The organism is Microbacterium oxydans (assembly GCF_006540085.1).
Lineage (GTDB): Bacteria > Actinomycetota > Actinomycetes > Actinomycetales > Microbacteriaceae > Microbacterium > Microbacterium oxydans.
Genome location: NZ_BJOG01000002.1, coordinates 350,597 through 363,323, shown reverse-complemented (window position 1 = coordinate 363,323; position 12,727 = coordinate 350,597). Strand labels below are relative to the sequence as shown.

13 protein-coding genes are annotated in these 12,727 nt (G+C 70.7%); 6 read left to right on the top strand and 7 right to left on the bottom strand.

Features of this window, described 5'->3' with window-relative positions:
• The 6 genes from MOX01_RS19285 to MOX01_RS07535 form a co-directional block, all read right to left on the bottom strand.
• On the bottom strand, positions 1 to 202 hold a 202-nt coding region (locus tag MOX01_RS19285), incomplete at its 3' end, for a hypothetical protein (RefSeq protein ID WP_218028587.1).
• Between the two features lie 33 nt (positions 203 to 235).
• A complete protein-coding gene (eno, locus tag MOX01_RS07555) occupies positions 236 to 1,516 on the bottom strand; it encodes a phosphopyruvate hydratase (protein ID WP_141369135.1) in 1,281 nt (426 codons plus the stop codon).
• Between the two features lie 98 nt (positions 1,517 to 1,614).
• Entirely contained in the window at positions 1,615 to 2,274 is a 660-nt protein-coding gene (locus tag MOX01_RS07550; RefSeq protein ID WP_061015571.1) for an O-methyltransferase, read from the bottom strand.
• A 31-nt stretch (positions 2,275 to 2,305) separates the two neighbouring features.
• Positions 2,306 to 2,944: a CPBP family intramembrane glutamic endopeptidase gene (locus MOX01_RS07545; RefSeq protein WP_230977837.1), complete on the bottom strand. Its 639-nt coding sequence runs from the start codon at positions 2,942 to 2,944 to the stop codon at positions 2,306 to 2,308.
• A gap of 312 nt (positions 2,945 to 3,256) precedes the next feature.
• Entirely contained in the window at positions 3,257 to 4,327 is a 1,071-nt protein-coding gene (locus tag MOX01_RS07540; protein ID WP_141369133.1) for a DUF1648 domain-containing protein, read from the bottom strand.
• Entirely contained in the window at positions 4,324 to 4,722 is a 399-nt protein-coding gene (locus MOX01_RS07535; protein ID WP_141369131.1) for a GntR family transcriptional regulator, read from the bottom strand. The genes MOX01_RS07540 and MOX01_RS07535 overlap by 4 nt, the downstream gene beginning before the upstream one ends.
• A gap of 108 nt (positions 4,723 to 4,830) precedes the next feature.
• Here MOX01_RS07535 and MOX01_RS07530 point away from each other — a divergent pair, with 108 nt between their 5' ends.
• Positions 4,831 to 5,301 carry a PaaI family thioesterase gene (locus MOX01_RS07530; RefSeq protein ID WP_046749849.1) on the top strand — a complete coding sequence of 157 codons (471 nt, stop codon included), beginning with the start codon at positions 4,831 to 4,833 and terminating at the stop codon, positions 5,299 to 5,301.
• Here the strand turns inward: MOX01_RS07530 and MOX01_RS07525 are convergent.
• Entirely contained in the window at positions 5,282 to 6,286 is a 1,005-nt protein-coding gene (locus tag MOX01_RS07525) for a LacI family DNA-binding transcriptional regulator (protein ID WP_058632518.1), read from the bottom strand. The two genes, MOX01_RS07530 and MOX01_RS07525, sit on opposite strands and share 20 nt — an antisense overlap.
• 105 nt (positions 6,287 to 6,391) lie before the next feature.
• Between MOX01_RS07525 and MOX01_RS07520 the strand changes: the two genes are divergently transcribed.
• Genes MOX01_RS07520 through MOX01_RS07500 form a run of 5 tightly spaced genes read left to right on the top strand, consistent with a single transcriptional unit; the run spans position 6,392 to position 12,695 of the window.
• Positions 6,392 to 7,402 (top strand): alpha/beta hydrolase, encoded by a 1,011-nt coding sequence (locus MOX01_RS07520; RefSeq protein WP_046749645.1) that lies wholly within the window; start codon positions 6,392 to 6,394, stop codon positions 7,400 to 7,402.
• Positions 7,399 to 8,427, top strand: coding sequence for an alpha/beta hydrolase (locus tag MOX01_RS07515; protein WP_141369129.1), 1,029 nt, complete (start codon positions 7,399 to 7,401; stop codon positions 8,425 to 8,427). The genes MOX01_RS07520 and MOX01_RS07515 overlap by 4 nt, the downstream gene beginning before the upstream one ends.
• A gap of 35 nt (positions 8,428 to 8,462) precedes the next feature.
• Positions 8,463 to 9,761, top strand: coding sequence for an MFS transporter (locus MOX01_RS07510; protein WP_058632516.1), 1,299 nt, complete (start codon positions 8,463 to 8,465; stop codon positions 9,759 to 9,761).
• A complete protein-coding gene (locus MOX01_RS07505; RefSeq protein WP_141369127.1) occupies positions 9,758 to 11,461 on the top strand; it encodes a CocE/NonD family hydrolase in 1,704 nt (567 codons plus the stop codon). Before MOX01_RS07510 ends, MOX01_RS07505 begins: the two co-directional genes overlap by 4 nt.
• Positions 11,462 to 11,465: 4 nt before the next feature.
• Positions 11,466 to 12,695 carry an APC family permease gene (locus MOX01_RS07500; protein WP_141369125.1) on the top strand — a complete coding sequence of 410 codons (1,230 nt, stop codon included), beginning with the start codon at positions 11,466 to 11,468 and terminating at the stop codon, positions 12,693 to 12,695.
• Positions 12,696 to 12,727: the final 32 nt, after the last annotated feature.

Genomic DNA, 12,727 nt, shown 5'->3' with positions numbered 1-12,727 from the left:
GGTCGAAGGCGCCGCCGCGCGCGCGGTCGAAGGCGCCGCCGCGCGCGCGGCCGAAGGCGCCGTCGCGCGGGCCTTCGGCGTCGCCCTGCCCTTGCCTTTCGCCGCGGGTTTCGGCGTGTGCGCTCCCGGAGACGGCGAAGGAGGAGCCGGTCGTCGTGCCACGGCTCCTCCTTCGTCGTGCCGCATCAGCGGCGGTGTTCACCGCCCGTAGGCGGCTCTGCGTGCGTGTGTGCGCTCAGGCCTGGTAGCGCGGGAACGCGGAACGGCCGGCGAAGACCGCGGCGTCGCCCAGCTCCTCCTCGATGCGCAGCAGCTGGTTGTACTTCGCGACGCGCTCGCTGCGAGCGGGCGCGCCCGCCTTGATCTGACCGGCGTTGGTCGCGACGACCAGGTCGGCGATCGTGGTGTCCTCGGTCTCACCCGAACGGTGCGACAGCATCGCGGTGTAGGCCGAGCGCTGTGCGAGGCTGACCGCGTCGAACGTCTCGGTGAGCGTGCCGATCTGGTTGACCTTCACGAGCAGCGAGTTGGCGACACCGCGCTTGATGCCGTCGGCGAGACGCTGCGGGTTGGTGACGAACAGGTCGTCGCCGACCAGCTGCACCTTCGAGCCGAGCGCCTCGGTCAGGTGCTTCCAGTTGTCCCAGTCGTCCTCTGCCAGAGCGTCTTCGATCGTGACGATCGGGAAGTCGTTGACGAGTCCGACGTAGTACTCGGTGAGAGCGGCGGCGTCCCAGTCCTTGTTGTCGAGGCGGTAGACGCCGTCCTTGAAGAACTCGGTGGCGGCGACGTCGAGGCCGAGCGCGATGTCGGTGCCCGGCGTGAAGCCGGCCTTCTCGATCGCCTTCACCAGGAAGTCGAGGCCCTCGCGGTTGCTGGGGAGGTCCGGGGCGAAGCCGCCCTCGTCGCCGAGGCCGGTCGCGTAGCCCGCGGCCTTCAGCTCGGCGCGCAGCACGTGGTAGGTCTCCACGCCCCAGCGCAGTGCCTCGGAGTAGGTCTCGGCACCGATCGGCGCGAGGAAGAACTCCTGCATGTCGATGCCATTGTCTGCATGCTCGCCACCGTTGATGACGTTGAACAGCGGAACGGGGAGCACGTGGGCGTTCGGACCGCCCAGGTAGCGGAACAGCGGAAGGTCGGCCGAGTCGGCCGCGGCCTTCGCGACCGCGAGGCTCACGCCGAGGATGGCGTTGGCGCCGACGCGCTTCTTGTTCTCGGTGCCGTCGACCTCGATGAGGATCTCGTCGACGATGCGCTGCTCGCTGGCCTCGACACCTTCGATCGCCGGTCCGAGCTCGTCGATGATGGCCTCGACGGCCTTGAGCACGCCCTTGCCGCCGTAGCGGCTCTTGTCGCCGTCGCGGAGCTCGTACGCCTCGAACGCGCCGGTGGATGCACCGGACGGCACGGCCGCCCGCTGCACGATGCCGTCGTCGAGGAGGACCTCCACCTCGACGGTCGGGTTTCCGCGCGAGTCGAGAATCTCGCGTGCGCCTACAGCCTCGATCAGTGCCACTGATGTGCTCCTTGCTCAGGGGGGAAAACGTTGTGTGGAGCGTCGTCGATCCGCGCCCAGTCTAGCCCGGCCTCCCGACGGCTCCGAGGACCCGCCCGTCAGACGACGACCGCGATCGCGAAGCCGTCCCATCCCTTGGCTCCCACGGTCTGCAGTGCCGTGGCATCGAAGCGCGGGTCCTCCCCCAGCATGCGCAGACCTTCGCGCGTGCCGACGACCTTGGGGTCGTCGGAGTCGTCACGGACGATCTCGCCCTCGCGCCCGATGTTGTCGAGAACGATGACGGTGCCGGGGTGACCGAGCTTCGCCGCCCAGTCGAGGTAGATCGTGTTGGACTCCTTGTCGGCGTCGATGAACACCAGGTCGAATCCGCCGACCAGGGTCGGAAGCACGTCCGCTCCCCTGCCCACCCGGATGTCAACGCGGTCTCCGACGCCCGCGGCGTCGATGCTGGCGCGTGCGACCGCCGCGTTGTCCGCCTCCGCCTCGACCGTCACGACGCGACCATCGGAGCCGACGGCGCGGGCGAGCCAGATCGTGGAGTACCCGCCGAGGGTGCCGATCTCGAGCACCCTGCGCGCGCCGCTGATCCGGGCCAGCAGATGCAGGAGCTTGCCGGCCACCGGAGCGACCTCGATCTCGGGCATGCCCGCGTCACGCTGGGCGGCGAGCGCCGACTCCAGGTCGGGGTCGGGACCGACGAGCAGGTCGGCGAGGTAGGAGTCGGCATCGGACCAGGCGGCGGGGGTGGATTCCATGGCCTCAGCCAACCCCCGCCGCTGCCCTCCGTCAAGGGCGCGGCGTGGAGAGCAGACGACCGGGCGCGTCAGCGAGCTCGGGCTGCCGTCGGAACTGGCCGGTCGACACGAGCACGAGCACGACCGCGGCGATCACGACCCAGCTGGCGACCCCCAGGGGACCTGCGAGAGCGAGGTCCGGCTGCGCAGCGGCGAAGATCATGACCATCCCCGCAGCCGCGTTCAACGAGCCGTGCGCGATCACGGCCGGCCACACGGAGGCCGACCGCAGACGCAGCCAGCCGAGCAGGATGCCCCAGGCCACGCATCCGCCGACCATGAACAGCACCCCGGTGATGTCAGTGCGCCCGAAGTTGTAGCCGAGCAGGATGACCGGACTGTGCCAGAGACCCCAGATCACGCCACTGAGGATCAGCGCAGGCCAGGTCCCGAGCGGGCGCAGTGCCGGCAGCAGCCAGCCCCGCCACCCGAGCTCCTCTCCGAATGCGAAGAGACTGTTGAACAGCCCGCCGACCGGGATCATCGCCAGCTGCGCGAACACGATGACCTGGACCGGAGGAAGCGGCGTACCGGCCGGGACGGCCTTCTCCAGCTCGGCGGCGAAGGCCGCGAACGTCAGGTCGAGCTGCACAAAGCCGAGAGCCGCGGACAACAGGATGCCCAGTGCCACCAGGAGCGGCGGCGCGAGCCAGCCAGCCAGCCACCATGAGCCAGATCACACGTTTCGCGGGGCGCAACGGCCACAGTCCGAGGAAGCGGGCGCGCCGCCCTGGCGCGGGGACGCGCATCAGGAACGTCACCACCAGCGCGGCGATCGCAGGGGTGAACATCATGATCGGCAGCAGGAAGACCGACATCGGCTCGGCGAGACCGTCGCCCAGCCACAGTGGCAGCGCCACGAGCCAGGCGAGGGCGAAGGACACCGCCACGAAGACGATCACCGCGGCCCAGGGCACGCGACGCGCGTGCAGGATCCGGTCGTTCATGAGGTCGCCTTTCCGTCGTCGGTCGAGGGGGAATCCGGTGTTCGCGAGCGGTCGACATAGGACTGCAGCAGTGCGGCAGCTTCTTCCGCACCGTCGATCGTCGCGATGAAGGGCCGTCGACCGCGGCGGGACACCTCGATCGCCGCGCCACGTCGCATGACGATGCCCGTGCGGCCGTCGACGGCGATGCGCCATCCCCATCCGCCGAACTCACCGAACGGCGAGATGTCCACGGCGCGGGCGGACTCGACCTCATCGAGAGGGATGCGAACGCGTGGCCACCCCAGCAGGGAGCGGGCGGAGAAGCCTTCGGGCGTGACCTTGATGCGGAAGGACGTGGTCGCCGCCACCGCGAAGCCCACGACGAGCGCGACCACCGCGACGATCCAGCCGCCCTCGACGCCGGTGCCGAGCATGAACGCGGCGACCACGACGAGGCCGAAGAGCACCACGAAAAGGAGCAGGAGCGCCCCGCGCGGCATCGTGGTCGTGGCGACCCACACGACGCGCTCCCCCTTCGCGACGTGCACGGCGTACCGAGGCTCGAGTGTGCGTCCCTGTTCCGCTCGCACGCGCGGCTGCACGACCCACGCGATGGCACCGACCACCGCGAGCGCCCCGAAGGCCAGGGCCATGACGCCGCCGATCCCCGGAGCGTCAGCCGGGTCGGCGAGGTCGCGCTGGATCGCGAGCGAACCGAGGCTCGTGACGGCGGCGAGGGACGACATGCCGGCGGCGAGCGCGCCCATCATCCGTGCAGCGCCGCCCCAGTGCGCACCGACCGCGGCGAGTGTCACGATGGCCATCAGCACGGGCAGCCCGAGGCCGACACCGAGGAGGATCCAGAGGTACGTGGCCGGAGCTCCGAAGCCGTCGGCACCGTTCAGCCCCCAGTGCGTCGCGACCTCCGGCGGCAGCGCGGGCAACCACGTCAGCAGGACCACGACGGCGATCGCCGTGATGACGACCGGCAGGATCACCGCGACGAGGAAGAAGGCCAGCCGGGCGCGTCGCAGCAGCGGAGGCGGTGTGCGCGTGAGGTCGTGGGTGGTTTCGTGATCGCTCATGGCGAATCCTCCTCGGGGTTGTCGATCGGGCGCATACCTGTGTCGGCATCGCGGTGGGCGCGGACGATGCCGGCGAGCGTGTCGGCGGAGACGCCGAGCGCTGCGGCGCGACGCACCAGGTCGTCGATGTCGTGCGCGAGTTCGGCCAGGGGCGCGGCCGAGGCCGCGATGACCGCTCCCCTGCCGCGACGGAGATCCACCAGGCCCTCGTCGCGCAGCTGCTGGTACGCGTGCAGCACGGTGTGCTGGTTGATGTCCAGCGCTTCGGCGACGTCGCGCGCCGCGGGAAGACGATCGCCGGGCGCCAGCACGCCGACGAGGATGTCGGAGCGCACCGAAGCCGCCACCTGGTCGTACAGCGCCCGCGGGCTGTCGAGATCGACGCGGATCAGCATCCGGCCCTCCTCTCCTCGAATCTCTACTTATTCTATGCGAACTATAACAACTGTGACAACCCTCCAGACGGCTTTGTCGGACTCGGTCGGGTGCTCCACACTGACCTCATGCGCATCACTCCCCGCCGACTCGCGATCGGCATGAGCCTCTGGATCCCCAACCTCTTCAGCGGGATCCGCGTCCGTCGTTTCCGCGAGGACTGGACGCACGCGACCGTCGAGCTCCACGTCAACGTCTTCACCCGCAACTACGTCAAGACCGCATTCGGCGGATCGATGTCGGCGATGACCGATCCCTACTTCTTCATGCTGGTCATGCATCAGCTCGGACGCGACTACGTCGTGTGGGACACCCGAGGCGAGATCGAGTTCCTCAAGCCGGGACGTGGAGTGCTGACGGCCGAGTTCGAGGTGTCGAAAGAGAAGGCCGCAGAGATCCGGGAGCGGGCGCACGGGGGCGCCAAGGTGCTCGAGTGGTTCGAGACGGTCATCACCGACCGGGAGGGCGACGTCGTGGCGAAGGTGCGTCGCGAGGTCTACATCCGGGAGAAGAAGCGCGTCACCGCCTCGCGGGGTTGAACCCGGCGCCGAGCGTCGAAGACCTCGCGATCAGCGTCGGGGCGAGTCGCACGGTTTCGCGCGCGGTCGACGCCCCCGACACCAGTCCGAGGACGAGCTCGAGGGCCGTGCGTCCGCTCTCCTCGAACGGCTGGCGCACGGTGGTGAGGTCGAGCGCCTCGGCTACCTCGCCGTCGTCGTAGCCGACGACCGCCAGCGGCGGGGTGTCGACGTCGGAGCGCAGGGCGGACAGGACGGCGACGGCGAACTGGTCGTGATTCGCGACGATCGCCGTCGCTCCTGCGGCTCGGGCTGCGGCGATCACGCGATCGTCGACCGAGGACGGATGCGCCACCGCCAGGTCGGTCACCCCCAGGTGCTGCGTCAGCCCCTCGATGCGGAGCATCCCGGCCGACACGTACGCCGGCGAGCGCTGCGGCTCATGGACGAAGAGCACACGGCGATGCCCGAGCCCGGCGAGGTGGCGGCCGATCTGCGCACCGCCGTCGCGGTCGTCGACGAGGACGACCGGACCGCCCACGTCGGACCGCGTCGGCACCACGTCGACATAGACGACCGGGATGCGCGCCGCCTTGCTCGCCCGCCGCGCTGCTCCCCCGAGCGGAACCCCCATCACCACCAGACCGGTCGCGTCCGTGCGCGTGGGCAGCACGTCGAGCAGCGGCTCATCCGCGGCTGCCGCGGAATCGAGGTCGTAGGGGATGATGTCCACCGCCGCGTCCCTGGCCCGCCGGAGCATTCCGGAGAGGCGGCGCAGATACGACGGGTAGGTCGTGAACGGCGCGGCCACCGCGATGCGGGCGGCACCGACCCGGCGGCCTTGCGTCATCCGATAACCGAGGGTCGTGGCCGCCGCGACGATGCGTTCGCGGGTCTCCGGTCGTACCCGGTGGGGGGCGCTCACCGCCAGCGAGACGGTGGAGATGCTCACCCCGGCGCGCTCCGCGACGTCGTAGATGGTGACCCTGCCTGGTCGTGCGCGCATCGCCCGTGTTCTCTCTTCATCGAAGTTCTTCGATTGCCCAGACTAGGTCGGAACTCGTCTTGCGGGAACCCCGCCGAGACGCGAACCCATCGAAGGAGATGCCCGATGCCGACAGCACGGTCCCGGTTCCGACGCCCCGCGCTCGACAGCGCGGTGGCGGCGTGGGAGGAACGCGTCGCACCGCTGCTCGCCCCGGAGCCCGCAGACCCCGCGGGCCGCCGCCGGGTCGCGGCTCAGAATGACGACGCCGTGAGCGCCGCGCTGGGTATCACCCCGCTGCCGACCGCCACCGAGGACCACATCGTCCCGGTCGACGGGCACCCCGACGTGCGCGTGCGGGTCTACTGGCCCGGTGAGGAGCGCACACCGCCAGGGTCGGGGCTCCCCGTGCTCGTGTACTTCTACGGCGGCGGGTTCACCATCGCGGGCATCGACTGGGTCTCGTGGGATGCGCGCTTCCGGGTCAGAGCACACGACGCCGGCATCGTGATCGTCGCCGCCGATTACGCCCATGCGCCGGAGGAGCGCTTCCCAACGCAGCCGGAGCAGTGCTGGTCGGCGTTCGAATGGACCCACGCGCACGCGGAGGAGCTGGGGGCGTCGCCCGAGAGGATCGCCATCGGCGGAGCATCGTCGGGAGGCGACCTCGCCGCGGCCGTGACGCTCATGAACCGTGATCGCTCCGCGCATCCGATCGCGCTGCAGCTGCTGGAGAATCCCGCCCTCGATCTGACCATGGGACATGCCGACATGAGTGGCATCGATGCCCGCATGCCTGGCGTCATCGTGCGCGCGGTCGGCCGGACGCTCGTGCGTCAGTACGTCGGAGACGATGCCGCGGCGGCACGCCGACCGTACGCCTCCCCGCTGCGGGCCGCCTCTCACGAAGGCCTGCCGCCGGCACTGATCCTCACCTCGGAGCTCGACCCCCTGCGTGGTGACGGGGAAGCCTATGCGCGCGCACTCTCGGCGGCCGGCGTGCCGGTGACGGCGATGCGCTTCATCGGACAGACCCACGGCTCGCTGGGATCGACCGGGTTCGTGCCCTCCGCAGACGTCGCACACCGTCTCGTCGTCTCCGAGCTGCGCACGCTCCACCCAGGGGCGACCGCATGAGCGCTCCCGAGTACCTCGAGCCGCCGTTGGGTCCCGAGATCCGCGAATGGATCCAGCGCATCGGCGAACTCTCCGCGACGCTCCCCGACCTCGAGTCTCGCGAGATGGCAGCCCGTCGCCGGGCGCAGCGCGAGTTGAGCGACCGCCTCGCCGTCGAGTTCACCGCTCCCGTTCCCGCCGAGGTGGAGATCGACGATCTCGTGGTGTCGGGCGGAGCGGAACCGCTGCGTGCCCGTCGGTTCCGCCCGACGTCGGCGATCGGGGCGATGCCGACGATGCTGTGGCTGCACGGCGGCGGGTGGACGGGCGGCACGATCGACGAGATCCTCAACGACCGCCTGTGCGCGGATCGCGCGCTGCGGTCAGGAGTGCAGATCGTCGCGCTCGAGTACCGTCTGGCTCCCGAGCACCCGTTCCCCGCCCCCGTCGAGGACGCCGTGGCCGCTCTCGCCGACCTCCGCGAGCGCGCCGCCGAACTCGACGTCGCTGCCGACCGGCTCGGTGTCGGAGGCAACTCCGCGGGGGCGACGATCGCGGCGACCACCGCTCTGCGCCTGCGCGACGCCGGAGAGCCGCTGCATCACCAGGCGCTCGAAGTGCTGCCCGCGGCACTGCGGCTGTTCGGCGACTCGATGCACCGCCGCCTTCGGCCCGCCGAGCGCACGGGCATCGAGCACCTCGCCGGGCTGTATCGCGCGGGAGCGCCGCTCGCCGAGGCCTCACCACTGGATGCGCCGGATCACCGCGGGCTCGCGCCCGCACTCATCCTCGCCGCCGAGTACGACCCGCTCCGCGACGGTGCCATCGCGTACGCCGACAGCCTGCGTGAAGCAGGCGTCCCCGTCGTGCTGCACATCGGGCTCGGGCACGACCACGCGTCTCCCGGGCTCACCGGATGCTGGGAGGGAGCCCGCGAATGGCGCGACGCCTTCGTCGAAGAGCTCGCCGGTGCCTACCGCGCCGACTCCCATCCGATGCCCCGACCGCCGGACGGAGCCGCGACCATCACCGGCACGCAGCCATGAACAGTTCCCACCCCGACCGAGACCAGGAGACGAAGATGTCCACCCACGCCGTCGATCCCGTGTTCCCCGCAGATCCCGCTCCCCCGCTCACCGCCGATGCGATCCCCGGACAGCGCCAGACGCGCCTGTTCTGGATCACCTTCGTGCTCGCGTGGTTCGGCTCCGGCATCGCCCAGGGCGTCGCCGGTGTCGCGATCCCGCAGCTGCTCAAGGAATGGGACCCCGACCAGGCGACGGGCAACCTCAGCATCATCCTCACCCTCGGCGGCGCCGCCATCCTCATCACGACGCCGATCTTCGGTCGGCTCAGCGACCGCTCGATGTCCCGCCTCGGCATCCGCCGCCCCTGGATCCTCTCCGGCGCGCTGATCGCCCTGATCGGCTACGTGATCCAGGCGACCGCGCCGAACCTCCTCGTGCTCGGCGTCGGCACGATCCTGGTCCTCGTCGGATGGGGCGCCGTGTCGATGACCGTCCACACCCTGTTCGCGGATCAGATCCGCCGCAGCATCCGCGCGATCATGTCCGCCGTCACCGGAGCGGCCACCGCCATCGGCATCCTCGGCGGAGTCTCCCTCGCGGGCATCGTCGCGCCCATGGGCCAGATCGGCATGTTCCTGATCCCCGGCGGCCTCTCCGTGGTCCTCGCGCTCACCCTGTTCTTCACGCTGAAGGACATCCGGCGACTGCTGCCCGCCGAGCCGCTCGACTGGAGCGGGGTGCTCGCCACCTTCTGGTTGAGTCCGCGTCGCTACCCGGACTTCGCATGGGCGTGGGTGTGCCGCTTCTTCATGACCGCGTCGATCGTCTCGGTCACGAGCTATCTCTACCTCACGATCTCCGGCCGCTTCGGCATCGACGACCCGACCGAGATCGCCGCCGTGCAGACTCAGGCCACAGCGGCCTTCACGCTGATGAACCTGGTCATGGCGTTCGTGTTCGGCGTGATCTCCGATCGCACGGGTCGCCGCAAGCCGAGCGTCATCATCGGCGCCCTCGCGAGCGCCGGAGGGCTCATCCTCGCGATCTCCTTCGGCGACATCGCCTTCTTCCTCGTCGGCATCGCGATCGTCGGGGCGGGGCAGGGCGCCTACATCGCCGCCGACGTCGCACTGATGACGGAGTGCCTCCCCTCGGTCGAGGACGCCGGCAAGGACCTCGGCATCGTGGCTCTCGCCTACCTGCTGCCGGGCATCCTCGTCCCCGTTTTCGGATTCTTCGCGACCCGCATAGGCTCGCCCACAGGTGAGAACTTCGCGGCCCTCTACATCGGCGCGGTCGTGATGGCCGTGATCGCCGCGTTCGCGGTCACCCGAGTGAAGGGCGTGCGATGACCGATGCTCCCCGCCTGGGCGGCGCCGCGCGGCGCGAGTACCGGCGGCTCGCCCGCGTCGCCGACATGCCGGCGAAGACGCACCAGGACGTCGTCCGGACGACCGGCATCCGGGTGGCGTCGGACGACGGCGCCGCGCTCCTCACCGACCACTGGCACGCGGAAGGATCCGGAGGCGACACGATCCTGATCCGCACGCCGTACGGCCGCGACGGGATCGCCGGCGTCGCGCTCTTCCTGGCCGAGCGAGGGCACCATGTGGTCGTGCAGAGCTGTCGCGGCACCTTCGGCTCCGGCGGGACGTTCGATCCGCTGCACGACGAGGTCGCCGACGGGCAGGCGACGATGCGGTGGCTGCGCGCGCAGCCGTGGGCGACCGGACGCGTGCACTCGTGGGGCGGGAGCTACTTCGGGGTGACCCAGTGGGCGTACTGCGACGGCGACGACCGCCCCGACGCGCTCGGCATCGCCATCTCCGCGCGGCGCTTCGACGATGCCATCCTCTACCCGGGCGGCGGATTCTCGATCGACACCCCGCTCACGTGGGCATACGCCCTCGACATCCAGGAGCGGGCGCTGCCGTCGAAGGCCTGGGCGCTGCTGCGTGCCCGGCGCGGATTCCGTCGCGGCGCGCTCGCCGTCCCGCCGGCGGATGCCGTGCGCGTGGCCCGAGGCGCCGATCCGCAGTTCTACCGCGACTGGGTCGAGCACAGCGATCAGGGGGACCCCTGGTGGGAGCCGATGCACTTCGCGCAGGACGTCGACTCCATCCCGCCCGTCACGCTGGTCGCCGGCTGGCAGGATCTGTTCCTCGTGGGCCAGCTCGACGACTACGCTGCCCTGCGCGATGCGGGTCGTCCGGTGCGCCTCATCGTCGGCGACTGGGTGCACGGGGCGCCCGACATCACCGTCATCGGCGTCCGCGAGGTGCTGCGCTCGTTCACCGGAACGGCGCAGACCGAAGGGGTGCGCATCGACGTGACAGGTGGCGGCGGCTGGCGGGAGCTGGACAGCTGGCCCCCGCCGTATACGGCCGTGGAGCTGGAGCTCACCCGCGACGGGCGCCTCGACGGCACGGGCGTCGCCAGCCCCGCGGCCGACCTCACGTACCGCTACGATCCGGTGGCCCCGACCCCGGATGCGGGCGGCAGGACCCTCAATCCGTTCTCCGCCGGGCGCCGCCCCCAGCACACCCGCGAACGCCGGGCGGATGTGCTCGTCTTCACGGGCGACCGGCTTCCCGACGACCTCCTCGTCATCGGCACGCCCATGATCACGCTGTCCTTCGCGTCCTCGAACCCGCGTGCCGATCTGTTCGTGCGTCTGTGCGAGGTGGACGCGCGAGGGGTCTCGCGGGCGCTCACCGACGGGTACCGGCGCCTTCGGCCGGAAGAGGTGCACACGGACGAGACGCACACAGACGAGGCGGGCCGGATCCGTCTCGAACTCGCGCCTCTCGCCCACCGGTTCGCGGCGGGGTCACGCCTGCGCGTGCAGGTGTCGTCGGGCGCGCACCCGCTGCACCTGCGCAACCCCGGAACGGAGGACCCGGTGCGCGACCACTCGCGGCTCATCCCCAGCGATCAGACCGTCCGCGTCGGCGGCACGGCGCCGGCGACCCTCACGCTGCCCGCACTGGCCGTCGTGCCGTCACGCTCGCACGCCTCTTCACCCGCCGTTCACCGGCGCGTGACACGATGACGGGATGCCCCTCGCCCGTCGCCTGACGCTCGGAGACGCGGTCGCCATCGGTCTCGGCTCGATGATCGGCGCCGGTGTCTTCTCCGTGTGGGCTCCCGCGATCGGGGTCGCTGGCAGCGGCGTCCTCATCGCCCTCGCGATCGCCGCGGTCGTCGCATACGCCAATGCCACCTCATCAGCGCAGCTCGCCGCCGCCCACCCGGTCGCGGGTGGCACCTATGCCTACGCCCGCGCGGAGATAGGCCCCTGGTGGGGCTTCATCGCGGGATGGAGCTTCGTGATCGGCAAGATCGCGAGCTGCGCGGCGATGGCCATGACGTTCGCCGCCTACGCGGCACCGGCCGGCTGGCAGTTGCCCGTCGCGGTCGCCGCTGTCGTGCTGCTCGCCGCCGTGAACTGCCTCGGCGTGACCCGCACCGCCCTGGTCACCCGCATCCTCGTGGTGTGCTCCCTACTCGGCCTCGCGGTCGTCGTGGTCTTCGGGTTCGCCGGCGCTCCGGCGGCGAACCCGACCCCCCTCCCCGATGCCACGGCCTACGGAGTGCTCCAGGGGGCCGGCCTGCTGTTCTTCGCATTCGCGGGATACGCCCGGATCGCGACCATGGGTGAGGAGGTCGTCGATCCCGGACGCACGATCCCCCGTGCCATCGTGCTGGCGCTGGGTGGCACGGTCGTCGTGTACGCGCTGGTGGGACTCGTCGTCGTCCTGGTGCTCGGCGCCGGTGCGACCGATTCGACCGCTCCTCTGGTCGATGTACTGGTGGCCGCCGGGGCATCTGCCTGGGCGCCCGTGATCCGCATCGCTGCTGCCGCCGCCTCCCTCGGTGCCCTGCTGGCTCTGCTCACCGGGATCGGTCGTACGGCCCTGGCCATGGCTCGCGAGGGTGACGTCCCTCGATTCCTCGCGAAGATCGATCGGCGCCATCAGGTCCCGCAGCGCGCGGAGATCGCCATCGCGCTCATCGTGGTCGCGATCGTCCTCATCGCCGACCTGCGCGGCGCCATCGGCTTCTCCTCCTTCGGCGTGCTGCTGTACTACCTGATCGCGAACGCCGCCGCATTCCGTCAGAGCGGGTCCGCGCGTCGGTATCCACGGGTGCTGCACGTGCTCGGAGCGCTCGGCTGCCTGGTGCTGGTGAACACTCTTCCCGTGCTGGCCTCACTGATCGGTACGGGGGTCGTCCTCCTCGGGGTCGGATACCGGCTGCTGCGGCTGCGGTTCGAAAGAGCCTGAGCCCCGCGCACGCCTGAGCTCGACGCGCCGCG

Excerpts from the sequence above, each read along its gene's own strand:
- MOX01_RS07550 (WP_061015571.1), bottom strand. The coding sequence starts at position 2,274 with ATGGAATCCACCCCCGCCGCCTGGTCCGATGCCGACTCCTACCTCGCC.
- MOX01_RS07540 (WP_141369133.1), bottom strand. The coding sequence starts at position 4,327 with ATGAGCGATCACGAAACCACCCACGACCTCACGCGCACACCGCCTCCG.
- MOX01_RS07535 (WP_141369131.1), bottom strand. The coding sequence starts at position 4,722 with ATGCTGATCCGCGTCGATCTCGACAGCCCGCGGGCGCTGTACGACCAG.
- MOX01_RS07530 (WP_046749849.1), top strand. The coding sequence starts at position 4,831 with ATGCGCATCACTCCCCGCCGACTCGCGATCGGCATGAGCCTCTGGATC.
- MOX01_RS07525 (WP_058632518.1), bottom strand. The coding sequence starts at position 6,286 with ATGCGCGCACGACCAGGCAGGGTCACCATCTACGACGTCGCGGAGCGC.
- MOX01_RS07520 (WP_046749645.1), top strand. The coding sequence starts at position 6,392 with ATGCCGACAGCACGGTCCCGGTTCCGACGCCCCGCGCTCGACAGCGCG.
- MOX01_RS07515 (WP_141369129.1), top strand. The coding sequence starts at position 7,399 with ATGAGCGCTCCCGAGTACCTCGAGCCGCCGTTGGGTCCCGAGATCCGC.
- MOX01_RS07510 (WP_058632516.1), top strand. The coding sequence starts at position 8,463 with ATGTCCACCCACGCCGTCGATCCCGTGTTCCCCGCAGATCCCGCTCCC.
- MOX01_RS07505 (WP_141369127.1), top strand. The coding sequence starts at position 9,758 with ATGACCGATGCTCCCCGCCTGGGCGGCGCCGCGCGGCGCGAGTACCGG.
- MOX01_RS07500 (WP_141369125.1), top strand. The coding sequence starts at position 11,466 with ATGCCCCTCGCCCGTCGCCTGACGCTCGGAGACGCGGTCGCCATCGGT.